This window comes from Nitrospirillum amazonense (assembly GCF_007828035.1).
Taxonomy (GTDB): Bacteria; Pseudomonadota; Alphaproteobacteria; order Azospirillales; family Azospirillaceae; genus Nitrospirillum; species Nitrospirillum amazonense.
On sequence record NZ_VITV01000005.1, the window covers coordinates 321,410 to 337,169 of the forward strand.

The following is a 15,760-nucleotide window of genomic DNA, read 5'->3' on the forward strand; positions in this document are numbered from 1 at the left end:
GTGTTTCTTCATCAACCGCATGGGGCGAGCGCGCGCGAAAATGACGCGCTCCCTTTAGGGTTCGTCCGCGAGGGCCCGCACGCAAGCCACGGAACTCCGCACCGGTAACCTGGGAAAAAGAAGGCGAAAGACATGGAACGGGAGTCGATGGAGTATGACGTCGTCGTCGTTGGCGCCGGCCCCTCGGGGTTGTCGGCCGCGATACGGCTGAAGCAGCTGGCCGCCGCCGCGGACAAGGAGATCAGCGTCTGCGTCATCGAAAAGGGATCGGAGGTCGGGGCCCACATCCTGTCGGGCGCCGTCATCGATCCCATCGCCCTGAATGAGCTGATTCCCGACTGGAAAGAGAAGGGCGCGCCGCTCAACACCCCCGTCACCGACGACCGCTTCTACATCCTGACCGAGGTCGGCTCCATGCGCATTCCCAATGCGCTGCTGCCGCCGCTGATGAACAACCACGGCAACTACATCGTCAGCCTGGGCAACGTCTGCCGCTGGCTGGCGCAACAGGCCGAGGAACTGGGCGTTGAAATCTACCCCGGCTTCGCCGCGGCCGAGGTGCTGTACCACGACGACGGCTCGGTCAAGGGCATCGCCACCGGCGACATGGGCATCGGCAAGGATGGGGAGCCGACGGACCGCTACACCCCCGGCATGGAGCTGCATGGCAAGTACACGCTGTTCGCCGAGGGCGTGCGGGGCAACCTGTCGAAGGAGCTGATGGCCCGCTTCAACCTGCGCGACGGCGTGGATCCCCAGAAGTACGGCATCGGCATCAAGGAGCTGTGGCAGATCGACCCCGCCAAGCATAAACAGGGCCTGGTGTTGCACAGCCAGGGCTGGCCGCTGGACAGCAAGACCGGGGGCGGGTCCTTCATGTACCACCTGGAGGACAACCAGGTGGCCATCGGCTTCGTCGTCCACCTGAACTACACCAACCCCTACCTGTCGCCGTTCGAGGAATTCCAGCGCTTCAAGCAGCACCCGCTGATCCGTCCCTATCTGGAGGGGGGCAAGCGCCTGTCCTACGGCGCCCGCGCCATCAACGAGGGTGGGTTGCAGTCCGTGCCGAAGCTGACCTTCCCCGGCGGCGCGCTGATCGGCTGCGCCGCCGGCTTCGTCAACCTGCCCCGCATCAAGGGCAGCCACAACGCCATGAAGACCGGCATGCTGGCGGCCGAGGCGGCGTTCGAGCGCCTGGCGGCGGGCAGCGAGGGCCATGACGCGCTGACGGATCTTGAGACCAAGTGGCGTCAGAGCTGGGTCTTCCAGGACCTGTACAAGGTGCGCAACGTGAAGCCCAGCCTGAAGCACGGCATGTGGCTGGGCACGGCCCTGGGCGGCCTGCACATGTGGCTGAACGACCTGAAGCTGGGCTTCCTGGTGGGCTGGACCCAGCATCACGGCAAGCCGGACCATGAGAGCCTGGTGCCGGCGGCCAACGCCAAGAAGATCGCCTATCCCAAGGCCGACGGCGTCATCAGCTTCGACCGCCTGTCCTCGGTGTTCATCTCCAACACCAACCATGAGGAAGACCAGCCGTCGCACCTGAAGCTGAAGGACCCGACCGTCCCCATCGCCTTCAACCTGCCCACGTATGACGAGCCGGCGCAGCGCTACTGCCCCGCCGGGGTGTATGAGGTCACGCGCGACGACAACGGGCAGAACCCGCGCTTCGTCATCAACGCGCAGAACTGCGTGCACTGTAAGACCTGCGACATCAAGGACCCGACCCAGAACATCAACTGGACGGTGCCGGAGGGCGGCGGGGGCCCCAATTATCCCAACATGTAAGCCCGCTTCATGAAAAGGCGCCCAGCACCGGGCGCCTTTTTTGTTTCCGCCCGTGTCTGACCGGCGCGGTTGTTCCGGCCGCGTTTCCCGATTAGCTTGGGCACCCGGACCTTAAGAATAGACGGCGGCGATCTCGTGCGGTTTTTGCGGCGGACATCAACGGTGGTCATGGCGGGCCTGCTGACGGCGGGCCTGACGGGGGCTTGGGGGCATTCCGCCTGGGCGGCCAAGGCGCCGGAGCAGGGGGGTGGCCCCGACCCGCTGGCGGCCTTCGTCGCCGGCAAGGTGGCGCAGGGGGCGGGCGACTGGACGGCGGCGGCCGACTTCCTGGCGCTCAGCCTCAAGTCCGACCCCGACGACCTGACCCTGCTGCGCCGCGCCGTGCTGATCAATGTCGGCCTGGGCCGCACCAAGGTGGCGCTGCCCCTGGCCAAGCGCCTGGTGGCGGCCAAGGACGGCAATCCGGTGGCCCTGACCCTGCTGGCGGCCGACGCCGTGGCGGCAGGGGACGAGCCGGGCGCGCTGCACGCCATCGATGCCCTGCCCCAGGACGGTCTGGGCACCTTCATGCGGCCGCTGGTGACCGCCTGGGTCAAGGCGCGCAAGGGTGACTGGGCCGCCGCCAAGGCGGCGCTGGAACCGCTGGAGGCGCAGCAGTCCTTCCGCGCCATGGCGGCCCTGCACGCCGCCCTGATCGAGGATCTGGCGGGCCACGAGGATGCGGCCCGCAGCTGGTACGCCCAGGCCTCGGACGGTGGCCAGGTGCTGCGCGTCGCCATGCTGCGCGCCAATTTCGAAATGCGCATGGGGCACGCCGACCTGGCGCAGGCGGCGGTGGCGGCCATCCTGCAGGCGGACCCCAAGGGCCCCATGGGCGACGCCGCCCGCGCCCTGCTGTCCCGTCCCCACCCGGGCCGCATGGTGGCCAACGCCACCGAAGGCCTGGCGGAGGCGCTGTTCGACGTGGCTGCCGCCATCAACCAGGAAAAGGTGGCGGAGGTGGCTTTGCTCTATAGCCGCCTGGCCTTGCACCTGGACCCATCGCTGGCCCCCGCCCGCATGCTGGCGGGCGAAACGCTGACGGAAATGAACCGGGATCAGGAGGCGGCGGCCGAATATGCTGCCGTCGTCGCCGACCTGGGTATGAAGACGGGGGAGAAGGCGGACGCGGGCCTGCTGTGGGCGGCGCGTCTGCGCCAGGCTGACGCCCTCGCCCGTCTTAACAAGACGCAGGAGGCGGCCGGCATCCTGCGGGCCATGGCGTCCGAGAGGCCGGACCGCAGCGACGCCCTGGTGCGCCTGGGCGATCTGCTGCGCGCCGACCATAAGCTTCCCGAGGCCTTGACCGCCTATAACCAGGCCATCGAACGCCTGGGCGGCCGCCCGAATGGCGGCGACTGGTTCCTCTATTATGCCCGCGCCACCGTGCAGGACCAGATGGGGCATTGGCCGGAGGCGGAGTCCGACCTGCTGCGCGCCCTGCAGCTGCAGCCCAATCAGCCGGGCGTCCTGAATTACCTGGGCTATGCCTGGTCGGAAAAGGGCGTGAAGCTGGACCAGGCGCGCCAGCTGCTGGAGCAGGCGGTGAAGCTGCGCCCCAACGACGGCGCCATCATCGACAGCCTGGGCTGGGCCAAGTACCGTGCGGGCGACATCCCCGGCGCGGTTGATCTGCTGGAACGCGCGGCGGAGCTGAAGTCCCGCGATCCGGCCATCAACGACCATCTGGGCGACGCCTACTGGGCCACCGGCCGGCGGCTCGAAGCGCACTATCAGTGGCAACGCGCCGCGCGCGAGAATCCGGACGACAGCCTGAAGGCCGCGCTGGATGAAAAGCTGAAGCGCGACCCCGCAGCACCCCAATAATTCCGATACCCAAGATTTGTTGAAGGACCGATCCCCGTGACCACGGTAAGCGCCGCCGCCGCCGCCAAGCTGAACCTGTACCTGCACGTGCTGGGCAAGCGGCCCGACGGCTATCATGAGCTGGATAGCCTGGTGGTGTTCGCCACCGCCCACGACCTGATCACCGTGACCGAGGCGCCGGGTTTCAGCCTGGCCATCGACGGCCCCTTCGGCAGCACCCTGGTGGCCGAGGGCACGGGCCGCAACCTGGTGTCCCGCGCCGCGCACGCCCTGGCCGACGTTCTGGGTCGCGACCCGCACGTCGCCATCCGCCTGACCAAGAACCTGCCGGTGGCGTCCGGCATCGGCGGCGGTTCGGCCGATGCTGCCGCCACCCTGAAGGCGCTGGCCGAGCTGTGGGGCGTGGCGCAGGATGATGCCCGCCTGGTGGAGCTGGCGCCCACGCTGGGCGCCGATGTGCCCGTATGCCTGTTCGGCCGCACCGCCTATTTCGGCGGCGCGGGGGAGCAGGTGGTGGCCGGGCCCACCCTGCCGCCGGCCGCCCTGCTGCTGGTGAACCCCGGCGTGCACATGCCGACCAAGGACGTCTTCGCCGCCCGCACCGGCGCCTGGTCCACCGCCGGCCGGCTGGAACGCGATCCCGTGGACGTGGCCGACTTCGCCCTGCTGCTGCGGGCGCGGGGCAATGATCTGGGGGCCGCCGCCGAAAGCCTGTCGCCCGCCATCACCGATGTGCTGGCCGCCCTGGATGCGACGCCGGGCTGCCTGCTGGCCCGCATGTCGGGCAGCGGCGCCACCTGCATCGGCCTCTATGCCGATGTCGCGGCGGCGGCCTCGGCCGCCGCCTTGATCAACCGCGTGCGCCCGACCTGGTGGGTCAAGGCCACCGCCCTGCTGCCCGAGGTGCCAGCGGCCGAGGTGGTAGCGGACGCCTGAGTCTCAGGGCCGGGAGAGGCGCGCCAGCAGGTCACGGCCGGGCCAGCCGTCCGGTGGCGGTGCCGTTTCGTCCCAAACCGCCGGGTGCGCCGCCTCATAGGCCAGGATGGCGTTGGCCGTGCGGGCGCCCAGGCGGCCGTCCGCCGGCCCGTGCAGGTACCCCAGGTCGCGCAGGCGCTGCTGGATCAGGCGCAGTTCGTCCGCGCCGACGGCGGCCGGCGGCGTGCGCGGCTGGCCGGGGACGGGCCTGGGCGCCGGCTTGACGGTGGCGGGGTCTTGCGATTGCGCCGCCAAACCAATGCCCACCACCTGTGGTGACGGCCCGCCGCGCTTGAGACGGGCCAAGGCGTGGACGGCCGCGACGTCACCCTTGGCCGCCGCCTCACCGTACAGGCGCGCGGCGGCGTCCCGGTCATGGCCGCGCTCGGCCAGGGCCCCCAGCCGCTCCAGCGCCAGCACGAGGCCGCCCTCGGCGGCGCGGCGGTACCAGGCCTCCGCCTGGGCCGCGTCCGCCGGCACGTCCACGCCCTCGTCATACAGCAGGCCCAGATTGAACTGCGACTGCACGTCGCCCAGATCGGCGGCGCAGCGGTACCAGGGCAGGGCGGCCGCGATGTTTTCCGGCCAGCCCATGCCGCCGGCCTCCAGCGTGCCCAGGGCGGCGCAAGCCTGCCGGCGGAGGACGGGGTCCGGCGTGGCGGCCGCCAGCCGGTACCAGGCGCTGGCCCGGGCCACGTCGGCGGGGCGGTCGAAGGGGACGTCGCCATAGGCGTCAGCCAGATCCAGCTGCGCCTGGGCATCACCGGCGCGCGCCCGGGCGTCCAGCGCCAGCAGGCCGGCGTCGGCTCCAGCGGGCGGCGGCTCCGGCAAGCGGCTGGGGGCGGCCAGGGCGGTGCCGGCCAGCAGCAGGATGGCCAGGGCGGGAATAGGCGAGGGAAGGGGCATGGGATGGCCGGGCGAGGGAGCGTACCGCCATAGTGCCACGGCGGGGGATCGGCGCCAGCGTTTCGCGGAAAAGGTCAGGGCGATTTGGGGCGTTGCGTCCGCCGGGCTTTCTGATTATGGTGCCGCCCTCCCTGACGGGAGGCCCGGTGATGGGGCGTCGCCAAGCGGTAAGGCAGCGGATTTTGATTCCGCCATGCGGAGGTTCGATCCCTCCCGCCCCAGCCATCCCTTCCGGCTATTTTCTCGATTCCAAGGTCAGGCGCGCCACTTGGGCGTGTATTACTGTCGTGGCTGCCGATGCCATTAGTGTGGGCCTGGCCTATACTGCACGATTCGAGGCCAATGCGGTGCCGATGGGGCGCAATGTCAGGATTCGTCAAATTTTAGGTATCGTCACCGCCTCTTCCAAAGTATTATTGCCGCAAGGATAGGTTTGCCTGTTGGGGGCGCCATCCTGAGGGATAGCGGGATATTGAATTGGCCAATGTATCGGCCATGATATCCTGTCAGGGAAGGTTGTACGCGGATGGCCCGGAGGACGCGGTGGCGGTGTGGCCCCATCCTGCGGGCGCCTGCGGATGACGGGGTTTCGGGTTGCTTGGGGCTCAAGGGCGTGGGCCCGGTCCACAGTGGAAAATTTGCCCGTCCTAGTTGTTGCCCGGAGCCTTGGGAGCATCCGGTTGCGGAGATGAGATGAATCGTCCGAATGCGCCGAAACGGGATTGGGTCCGGGTAAAGCCCGGCGAACGTCCGGTGGCGTTGCCTGAAAAGCCGGAATACGACGATCAGAAGCTGTTGACCCTGCTGCAGTCCGCCAAGCGGGAACTGCAGGGCCTGCGTCTCATCCACCTGCATCTGTCCCTGCTGAAGGACAAGAGCAACCTGGACCTCATGTCCATCAAACGCGCAATGCAGGAAACGGCGGACAATTCGTCGTACCTGCAGGTCTTCAACCTGTCCAACGACGACGTCATCGTCCTGTACAAGGGCATCAAGTTCTCGCTGATTAGCGACGTCTGCTCGAAGATCGAAAAGCTGCTGCTGTCGCGCACGACGATGACGAAGCAGAACCCCTACCGGGAAGACAGCCTCTATTCGATCATGGAGCTGTCGCTCAACTTCGTGAGCGTCATCCGCTTCATTGAAGGCCTGCAGAAGGGCGAGGGCGGCGACGCGCCGGTCGAACAGACCAAGCCCCCCATTACGCTGGAGGAATTGGGCAAGATCGAACGCGCCGTGCAGATGTTCGACCTGTCGCCCTTCATGCTGAACCAGCCGGTGGTGAACATCCAGAACCCCACCGAGAACGAGTACGAGTATTTCGAGCTCTACATCGCCATCAAGGCGCTGGAAGAGCGGCTGTCGCCCGAGTTCGACATCACCGCCAACCGCTGGCTGTTCAGCTACTTCACCTCGCAGTTGGACCTGTCGGTCCTGCGCGCGCTGAACTACGGCGTGGACTTCCTGCGTGGCAAGCGCCTGGGCCTGAACCTGAACCTGGCCACCATCCTGTCGGCCAGCTTCGTGAAGTTCGATGAGCGGTTGACGACCGACCTGCGCGGCAACGTCGTCCTGGAAATCAACAAGACCGACCTGATCGAGAACGTCTCGATGTACAAGGAGGTCGTCGATTTCGCCGCCACCCGTGGCTACAAGATCTGCATCGACGGACTGAACGACTTCTGGGTCACGCACATGGACCTGGAATACATGGCCTGCGATTACGCCAAGATCATCTGGTCCCCCGACATGGAAAGCATGACGGAGGAGGAGATCGAGGCCCTGCAGGAAAAGGTGCGGCAGCAGGAAAACTGCCGCTACATCCTGGCCCGCTGCGGCACCGTCTCCGGCCTCATCTGGGCCGAGAAGATGGGCATCAGCCTGGTGCAGGGCCGCGTCATCGACAACATCCTGCGCAAGAGCGTCCTGGTGCGGGACGCGCTGAAGACGGCGCAGGTGATGAATGACGACTGATAGGGTAAGCCCGGTCAGCCAATGCCGCCGCCGACTTAACTACCTGGTAAGCTTGCCTCATTAAAATGAGGTTATCGCCGGGCCGGCATCTGTGTCACCTTCTGCCAGGGGGCCATCCGGTTGCAGCCGGGGAGCGCAGGGTCGTTCCCGCAGGCTGATATCAGGACGGCGTGTCGGGCGGAACTGACCGGAGACGATGTTGGGACGTGACTATCCGGTGCAGGCGGCCGCGGCCGAGGAAGGCGCTGGCGACGGTGCCGCGGGTGCGTCGCGTGCCGCCTCGGATGAGGCAGAGGCCAGCCGCAGCACGCATTTCATGTTCGAGAACAAGGTCTTCGCTGTCCCCGGCGCCTTCTTCTCCTTCACCCGCGACACCAATGAGGCCGTCTACAACGTCCAGCTGGGCGACGTGTGGGGCAAGATACCCTTCCGCACCCTGCGCGAAGCCTTCGGCATCGACGACAACAGCGCCGACGCCACCCTGCTGGGCGTGGTCGAGCGTGGCCTGAAATATGTCAAGACCATCCGGCCTGGCGACAGCATCCCGCGCGAACTGCTGGACGGCAGCGCGTCCTGGCGGGTGGAAGACAGCCACCTGCAGATCGCGCGCGGCCGAATCACCGTGCAGCTGGTGTCCTGGATCACGGGCAAGGAAACCTTGGTCACCGACCGCGGTCAGCTGGAACAGGTGGTGGAGGATCCGCAGACCAAGCAGCGCGCCCAGCAGGCCTTCAGCGAACTGGCCCGCCGCTTCGGCCTGCCCGATGACCGCAAGCAGGAGATCGTGGACAAGGTCGAGTCGATCGCCCGCGAGCTGTCTTATATCGAGGCACTGCGCGACCGTTACGGCCAGGTGCAGCAGATCATCGCCGGCGTGGCCCAGGCCGGCCGCATCTATAAGACCGACCGCCAGTTGCAGGCCGACATGACGCGCATGATGGCCCTGGTCAAGCAGCCCATCCTGGATTTCGAGGACATCTTCGGCCAGCTGGATGCCCAGACCAGCGAGATCATGGCGGTGCTGAAATCCTACGACAGCCAGGTGGCCTTCATCCGCCGCATGCGCGATGAGCTGCACACCCGCCTGATGCTGTGGGACGACATGATCTATGCCTGGGACGGCGAACCGCTGGAACGCGGCCCCGAGTTGGAGGCGCGCCTGAAGAAGACCTATCAGTTCCTGGCCCAGCACTTCCTGGTGACCAAGGTCTGGCAACGGGGTGCGTGAGGCGGGGTGCGTGAGGCGTTTACGCTGATCAACCGCTTCAGCGACCCTCGCGGCGCCAGCCCAGGACCAGCAGGGCGGCCAGGACCAGCAGCGCCAGCCAGGCGGGCACCAGGGGCACGCGGGCGACGCCGGTGACGGTGTAGTCGCCGTTGGCGCGCAGGCCCAGCCAGCTACCGCCGGCGGCACTCTGGCCGGGACTGACCCGGCGAAGGTCAGGCAGGCCGCCAGCACCGGACCCATCCACCAGCCAGAACATACCACCACCGGTGGCCTTGGCCAGCGGGGCCAGGCGGTCGGGGGTGGTGCGCATGTCGGCCAGTTCCGGCGGGTTCAGGGCGCCCACCACGGCCAGGGCGGTGCGGTCGCCATCCTTCACCCGCCACAGGCCGGGCTCGGTCGCCTCCAGGCTGCCGCGCGCGACGCCGTCGGGGCTGTCGGCCAGGGGCAGGGTGGTGACGGCGTCGCTGGGAGATCGTACTTCCACCGGGTCGGCATCCGGCTTCAAGGAGCGGCGTTCCACCACCAGGCGATCGCCGTCGACGTGCGCCTTGAGGTCGTCTTCCTCCAGCGCCGGCTCCTTCATCAGCCAGTGGGCCAGGCGGCGCAGCAGTTCCGCCGCCGGGCCGCCGCCCTCAAAGCCGCGCGACCATAGCCACATATGGTCGGACGCGATCTGGGCTACGCGTCCCTTGCCCACGCGGTCCAGCACCACCAGCGGCTGGTTGTTGGCGCCGTTCATCACCACCGTGCCCTGGCGCGGCACGATGTCGATCTGGCGGAACCAGCGTCCCCAGGGGGCTTTCTGCTGGTTTCCCTGGGCCGGCGCGGTCTCGCCATAACCATCCAGGCCGGCCGTGACGGGATGGCGGCGGCCGGCCTCGGTCAGGGTGGGGGTGTAGGGCTGTTCCGTCACGGTGCCCGTGGGCTCGCCCGGCAGGATCTCGCCCAGCGGCGTGCGGTACAGCGACAGCGGCGTGGCGTAGGCGGGGCCGCTGGCCTCCAGGAAGGCGCCGCCGTTGCGCACATATTCCGCGATGTTGGCGAGATAGCCCATGGGCAGGACGTTGCGCTGGCGATAGCGGTCGAAGATGACGAGGTCGAAGTCGTTCAGCTTCACCTCGAACAGTTCGCGAATGGGGAACTGGATCAGCGACAGCTCGCGGATGGGCGTGCTGTCGGACTTCTCCTGCGAGCGCAGGATGGTGAAGTGCACCAGATCCACCGCCGGGTCTGCCTTCAGCAGGTCCCGCCAGGTGCGCTCACCCGCGTGCGGCTCGCCCGACACCAGCAGCACGCGCAGGCGGTCGCGCACGCCGTTGACGATGAAGGCGGTGCGGTTGTTGGCCATGGACAGCTCGGCCGGGCCGGCGTTGACCGACAGTTCCAGCAGGTTGGGCCCGCCATGGCCCACGGTAATGGTCAGGGGAACGTCCTCCCCCACCGGCACCGGCACCTGCCGCTCGGGCTGGCCGTCCTGGCGGATGGTCAGCAGGGCGCTGTCCGCACCCTTTCCCGCCGGCAGGTCCTCCACCCGCACGGTGGCGGTGACCGTCTTGCCGACGATGCCATAGCTGGGGCCGCGCACCAGCACCAGGCGACGGTCGCCCTCGCCATGCTCACCCGTCAGCAGGGTGTGCACGGGGCCCAGGTCGGCCAGGCTCTCCGGCTTTTCCGGCACGTCGTGCACCTGGCCGTCGGTCAGCAGGATGGCGCCGGCCAGGCGGCGGCGGGGCACGTCGGCCACAGCCTGGGTCAGGGCGTCGATGGCCCGCGTCTCCTCCCCCTTGCCGCCGGCGGTGGAGGTGCCGGTCTCCACCACCCGCAGGTCCAGGTCGGGCACCTGGGACAGCTTGGCCTTGAGGGCGGCCAGGGCGGCGTCCGTGCGCTCCTTGCGGTGGCCCACGTTCTGGCTGGCGGAGGTGTCGACCACCACCACGGCCACGTCCTTCAGCGGATGGCGGTCCTCCCGCACCAGCGCGGGGTCCAGCAGCAACAGGGCCAGCGCCGCCAGGGTGACCGCGCGCCAGGTCAGGCCGCGCGCCCGGCGCCAGGCCATGAGCGCCAGGCCCAGCAGCGACAGCGCGCCCAGCAGGATCAGCAGCCAGGCGGGCAGCAAGGGTTCGAAACTGATGCTGAGGCCGGCGAACAGGTTCATCATTGGCCCAGCCGCTCCAGGATGGCCGGCACGTGCACCTGGTCGGCCTTGTAATTGCCGGTCAGGGCGTACATCACCAGGTTGATGCCGAAGCGGTAGGCCATCTCGCGCTGGCGCTCCCCACCCGGCACCACGGCGTTCAGCGGCCGGCCCCGGCCGTCGATGGCCCAGGCGCCGGCCCAGTCGTTACCGCCCACCAGCACGGGTGAGACGCCATCGTTCACACGGCCCTCGGAGGCTTCCGCCCATACCTGGCCCCCCGCCTGGCGGCCGGGGAAGTCCTGCATCAGGAAGAAGGTGCGGCCCAGCACGTGCTCCGGCCCCACCGGGGCCAGGGGCGGGATGTCCAGGCCGTGGGTCAGGTCGCGCAGGCGCGCCTGGATGCCGGCGTCCGGGGCGCCTTGGTCTCGGGTGTCGAACAGGATCATGCCGCCGGCGTGGAGGTACTGGTTCAGCTTGGCCACCGCCGCGTCGGACGGGGCGGCTTGGCCCGGCGTCACCACCCAGTACAGCAGGGGGAACAGGGCCAGGTCGTCCTTCTCCACGTTCACGCTCATGGCGCCCGCCACCTCCACCGCCGTGCGGCGGTTCAGCTGTTCGCCCAGTCCCAGCAGGCCGGCCTTGGTGGTGGCGTCGGCGGCGCGGTCGCCCGTCTCGACATAGGCCAGCCAGTTGGCGGTGGTGGCCTTCACGATCTCATCGTCCGGCGTGGCGGCATGCCCGCGCGGGGCGGCCAGCACCGTTGCCAGCGCCAGTGCCGCCGCGGCGGCGCCCCGGCGCCAGCGCGCTTTGGGCCGCAGCGAGGTGGGCAGCAGGCCCCGTACCAGCAGCGACAGGAGCAGGTCGGCCACCCACAGCGCCGCCGCGAGGCCCAGGAACCAGGGGCGCAGGTCCGTTTCCCGCGTGCCGCCGAAGCCCTGGTAGGCGACGCCGGCCAGCGGCTCCATGGGCACCAGCGGCGCCACGGACCCAGCCAGGTTCAGGGCGCGGCGCCGGTCACCCACGCCGTAATAGCCCGGCGGGTGCAGCGGCCCCACCGGGGTACCGGCGGCCTCATCCTTGCCTTCCGGCTCCAGCGGTTGGGCCACGGCGGAGGGGGCGACCAGCCGGCCCTGGCCGTCCAGCAGGGACAGGGGCGGCAGGGCGCCGCCGGCGTTGCCGCCAATACCGCCGGGCAGGCCGTCGCTGAGGGCCACCAGGCGGCGCAGCATGTCGACGTAGAGGCCCGACAGCGCCAGGTTGGACCAGGCGGGGTCGGCGCTGGTGTGCACCAGCGCCAGCCAGCCCTTGCCCCGCCGCTCGCCCGTCACCAGGGGCGTGCCGTCCTCCAGCCGCGCCCAGACCTTGTCGCCCATGTCGGGCCCGGGTTCCGCCAGCACCTGGCGGCTGACGGTCACGTCGGGCGGCACCGCCAGGCCGGCGAAGGGGCTTTTGTCGTCGAAGGGCGCCAGGTGGGCGGGCGTGGTCCAGGACAGGGCGCCGCCCAGGGAGCGGTCGCCGCCGCGCAGGCGCACGGGCAACAGGGTCTCAGCGCCGATGGGCTCTGACTCATGGGCCAGGCGGGTGCCGCCGAAGCGCACCAGCACGCCGCCCTGGTCTATCCAGCGGGCCAGGCGGGCGGTGTCGCTGTCGGTCAGGGCGCCGCTGTCGGGCAGCACCAGGATGGAGACCCCGCCGTCCAGCAGCGCGGAGATGGTGCCGCGCCGCACCTCGGCATAGGGGGCCAGGGCCCGGTCCAGATAGTAGAGGCTGGACAGCAGGGGCTGGTTGTCGCCGCCGGGACCGGCGGTGGCCAGGCCCACAGGGCGGCGGCGCCAGCGATCGTCCAGCAGCAGGCTGGCGCCCACGCCCGCGCGGTCCTCCAGGTGCAGGCGGACGGCAGCGTTGCGCAGCTCCCCGGGCAGGATCAGGGGCAGGGTCAGCTGGCGCTGGCCGGGGGCGAAGATGCCGTCCGCCCGGCCCAGGGCGCGGCCGTCCTCGCCCAACGCCTCGACGGCGATGGGCTGGGCTTGGGCCCCTTCCGCCCGTTCCACCGGCACCATCAGCGTGCCCCCGTCATTATTCGGCGCCCGCAGCAGCAGCGGGCCATGGTCGGCGCCGGCCGTCATCACCGTGACGCGTCCCAGGGCGCGCAGGCGGCCGGCCAGGGCTGCCACGCTGCCGTCGTTCAGGCCATCGGCCAGCCAGTAGCTGTCGGCGGCGACGCCGGCCAGGGGGCCGCTCTTCTGGGCGGTATCCAGGGCGCCCAGGGCCGCGGCGCGGTCAGTGGGCCAGGGCTGCGGCGCCAGGGCCTGCACCAGCCGGCGTGCAGCCGTGGCGCTCATGGGACCCTGCACCTGTGGCGCGTCGCCGCCGGCGCCGGCGGCGGTGGCCAGCAGCAGCACGGGGCGGTCCTGGCGTTCCGCCTGGGTCACCAGCCGGTCCAGCGCCTGCTGCCGCTCCGGCCAGTCCCGGCCGGCGGCCCAGCCGCTGTCGACCACCAGCAACAAGGGGGCCGTGCCCGCGACGGATGTGGCGTCGGGGTGCAGCAGCGGCCGGGCCAGGCCGATGATCAGCAACGCGCAGAGGGCCAGGCGCAGCACCAGCAGCCACCAGGGCGTGCGCGCGGGCGTCTCTTCCTTCGCGGTCAGGCCCAGCAGCAGGCGCAAGGCCGGGAAGGTGACGCGCTTGGGGGCGGGTGGCGTCAGGCGCAACAGCCACCACAGGCCTGGCAGCAGAACCAGGGCCCACAGCACCAGCGGGCTGGCGAAGGCCATCAGGCGCCCCCCTCGTTTGTCCAATTGGCGGGCGCGTGGGTAACGCCGGAATGGGCGGCCGCGGTCCTAACGCTTTCCTGCGACAAGGCGCCCCACAGGCCTAGCAGCGCCGTCTGCGGCGGCTTGTCGGTGTGGTGCAGGGAGAAGGACCAGCCGCTGGCCCGCGCGATCTGGGCCAGGCCGGCACGGTGGGCGGCCAGCCGCTCCTGATAGGCGCCGCGCAGACCGTCCACCCGGGGCACCAGCAGGCGGTGCTCACCCTCCACCGCGCCATGGACGGCACGGAATTCTACCCGGCCTTCATAAGGCAGGGTCTCTTCCGCCGGATCCAGGATCTGCAGCAGGTGGCCGCGCACGCCATGCCCTGCATGGAAGGCGACCGCCGCCTGGATGTCCTCCAGCGGCGCCAGCAGGTCGCCCATCACCACCAACCGCGCGTGGCGGGCCAGGGGCTGTGCCGGTGGCACCGGCGGGGGGGGTGCTGAGGGGACCCGCGTCAGCGCCAGGGCCAGGGGCTCCAGCGCCGGGCGGCCGGGCAGCGGGCGGGGACCGCCCATCAGACCCACGCGCTCGCCACCGCGCACCAGCAGGCAGGCCAGGGCCAGGGCCAGCAGGTCGGCGCGCTCCCGCTTCAGCGGCAGCTCACGGTCCGACCGCCAGTCCATGGACGGGCCGGCGTCGCGCCACAGCCAGACGGTCTGCGCCGCCTCCCACTCGTTTTCCCGCACATAGACATGATCGCCCTTGGCCGACTGGCGCCAATCGATCTGGTCGGTGTCGTCGCCCTGCTGATAGCGGCGGAACTGCCAGAACGCCTCGCCCGTGCCCACGCGGCGGCGGCCGTGCAGGCCGGGCGTCACCGCGGCGGCCACCCTCTCCGCCGCCACCAGCAGCGGCGGCAGGCGCTGGGCCAGGGCGTCGGCGCGGTCGCGCAGGCGGCTGGCCGCCGGCGCGGGATCTGTTGGATTCTGGGGAGCCTTGGGGGACATCAGGCCAGCGGCGCGCACAGGCGGTCGATGACGGCGTCCAGCGTGACGCCCTCGGCCCGCGCGCTGAAGTTCAGCGCCATGCGGTGGCGCAGCACCGGCTTGGCCAGGGCCACCACATCGTCGAGGGAGGGGGTGTAGCGCCCGTCCATCAGGGCGCGGGCGCGGCTGGCCAGCATCAGGGCCTGGGCGGCGCGGGGGCCGGGGCCCCAGGCCACGTGGCGGCGCACCTCCGCCACGTCGCTGGTCTCCGGCCGGCCGCTGCGCACCAAGTCCAGGATGCCGTCGACCACGCTGTCGCCCACCGGCACCCGGCGCACCAGCTCCTGCGCCGCCTGCAGTTCCGCCGCCGTCAGCACCGGCCGCACGGCGGCGGCGGTGGCGCCGGTGGTGGCGATCATCATCAGCCGTTCGGCGTCACGCTCGGGATAGGTGACGTCCACCTGCAGCAGGAATCGGTCCAGCTGGGCCTCCGGCAGGGGATATGTGCCCTCCTGCTCCAGCGGGTTCTGGGTCGCCAGCACATGGAAGGGGCGGGGCAGGGGATGATATTGCCCCGCCACCGAAACCCGGCCTTCCTGCATGGCCTGCAGCAGGGCCGACTGGGTGCGCGGGCTGGCGCGGTTGATCTCATCCGCCATCAGCAGCTGGGCGAAGACGGGGCCGGGAATGAAGCGGAATGCGCGGCGGCCGTGCTCCCCCTCCTCCAGCACTTCGGAGCCCAGGATGTCGGCGGGCATCAGGTCGGGGGTGCATTGCACCCGGCGTTCGTCCAGGCCCAGCACGATGCCCAGAGTTTCCACCAGGCGGGTCTTGGCCAGGCCCGGCACGCCCACCAGCAATAGGTGACCGCCCGCCAGCAGGGTGACGAGGCTGAGGTCGATCACCTCTTCCTGACCGAAGATGGCCTGGCCGATCATGGCGCGCACGCTGGCCAGCTTCAGGCCCGTGTTTTCGATGTCCAAAGCCAGGCTCGCATCCGGGTAAACCTGGTCACGGGGCAGGTCGGTGATGCTCAACGCGGGGTCTCCCAAGAGTGCAATTGTTCACCAGCGATGCCAGAACGCCGGCTCCGGGCCTTTATGCCAGCCCCCTTTATGCTAGCTTTGTGGCCGAAATC

Annotated in this window: 10 protein-coding genes and 1 tRNA gene; 6 read left to right on the forward strand and 5 right to left on the reverse strand. The window is 69.9% G+C overall.

All coding sequences use genetic code 11. The annotated features are described in order from the left end of the window. Positions 1-132 precede the first annotated feature (132 nt). From FBZ87_RS16575 to FBZ87_RS16585, 3 genes are all read left to right on the forward strand, one after another. Positions 133-1,794, forward strand: coding sequence for an electron transfer flavoprotein-ubiquinone oxidoreductase (locus tag FBZ87_RS16575; RefSeq protein ID WP_145611402.1), 1,662 nt, complete (start codon positions 133-135; stop codon positions 1,792-1,794). A gap of 168 nt (positions 1,795-1,962) precedes the next feature. Then, a complete protein-coding gene (locus FBZ87_RS29755; RefSeq protein WP_246134437.1) occupies positions 1,963-3,660 on the forward strand; it encodes a tetratricopeptide repeat protein in 1,698 nt (565 codons plus the stop codon). A 36-nt stretch (positions 3,661-3,696) separates the two neighbouring features. After that, entirely contained in the window at positions 3,697-4,596 is a 900-nt protein-coding gene (locus tag FBZ87_RS16585) for a 4-(cytidine 5'-diphospho)-2-C-methyl-D-erythritol kinase (RefSeq protein WP_145611404.1), read from the forward strand. A 3-nt stretch (positions 4,597-4,599) separates the two neighbouring features. Here FBZ87_RS16585 and FBZ87_RS16590 read toward each other — a convergent pair whose 3' ends face one another. Further along, the gene (locus tag FBZ87_RS16590) at positions 4,600-5,541 is read right to left on the reverse strand and encodes an SEL1-like repeat protein (RefSeq protein ID WP_145611406.1); all 942 of its coding nucleotides are present in this window, start codon (positions 5,539-5,541) and stop codon (positions 4,600-4,602) included. 150 nt (positions 5,542-5,691) lie between these two features. Between FBZ87_RS16590 and FBZ87_RS16595 the strand changes: the two genes are divergently transcribed. The 3 genes from FBZ87_RS16595 to FBZ87_RS16605 all read left to right on the forward strand — a co-directional run bounded on the left by FBZ87_RS16595 (position 5,692) and on the right by FBZ87_RS16605 (position 8,743). Continuing rightward, positions 5,692-5,766: transfer RNA gene (locus FBZ87_RS16595), tRNA-Gln, on the forward strand. Between the two features lie 528 nt (positions 5,767-6,294). Further along, positions 6,295-7,515 carry an EAL domain-containing protein gene (locus tag FBZ87_RS16600; RefSeq protein ID WP_246134438.1) on the forward strand — a complete coding sequence of 407 codons (1,221 nt, stop codon included), beginning with the start codon at positions 6,295-6,297 and terminating at the stop codon, positions 7,513-7,515. A gap of 196 nt (positions 7,516-7,711) precedes the next feature. After that, positions 7,712-8,743, forward strand: a complete 1,032-nt coding sequence (locus FBZ87_RS16605; RefSeq protein ID WP_145611410.1) for a hypothetical protein — start codon at positions 7,712-7,714, stop codon at positions 8,741-8,743. A 37-nt stretch (positions 8,744-8,780) separates the two neighbouring features. Here the strand turns inward: FBZ87_RS16605 and FBZ87_RS16610 are convergent, their stop codons facing one another. From FBZ87_RS16610 to FBZ87_RS16625, 4 genes are read right to left on the reverse strand one after another with little or no spacing between them, the layout of a single operon-like run. Then, positions 8,781-10,901: a hypothetical protein gene (locus tag FBZ87_RS16610; RefSeq protein ID WP_211106967.1), complete on the reverse strand. Its 2,121-nt coding sequence runs from the start codon at positions 10,899-10,901 to the stop codon at positions 8,781-8,783. Continuing rightward, positions 10,898-13,654, reverse strand: a complete 2,757-nt coding sequence (locus FBZ87_RS16615) for a DUF4159 domain-containing protein (RefSeq protein ID WP_145611412.1) — start codon at positions 13,652-13,654, stop codon at positions 10,898-10,900. Before FBZ87_RS16615 ends, FBZ87_RS16610 begins: the two co-directional genes overlap by 4 nt. Further along, a complete protein-coding gene (locus FBZ87_RS16620) occupies positions 13,654-14,643 on the reverse strand; it encodes a DUF58 domain-containing protein (protein WP_145611414.1) in 990 nt (329 codons plus the stop codon). Before FBZ87_RS16620 ends, FBZ87_RS16615 begins: the two co-directional genes overlap by 1 nt. Continuing rightward, a complete protein-coding gene (locus FBZ87_RS16625) occupies positions 14,643-15,659 on the reverse strand; it encodes an AAA family ATPase (protein ID WP_411861219.1) in 1,017 nt (338 codons plus the stop codon). Before FBZ87_RS16625 ends, FBZ87_RS16620 begins: the two co-directional genes overlap by 1 nt. Between the last annotated feature and the right edge of the window lie 101 nt (positions 15,660-15,760).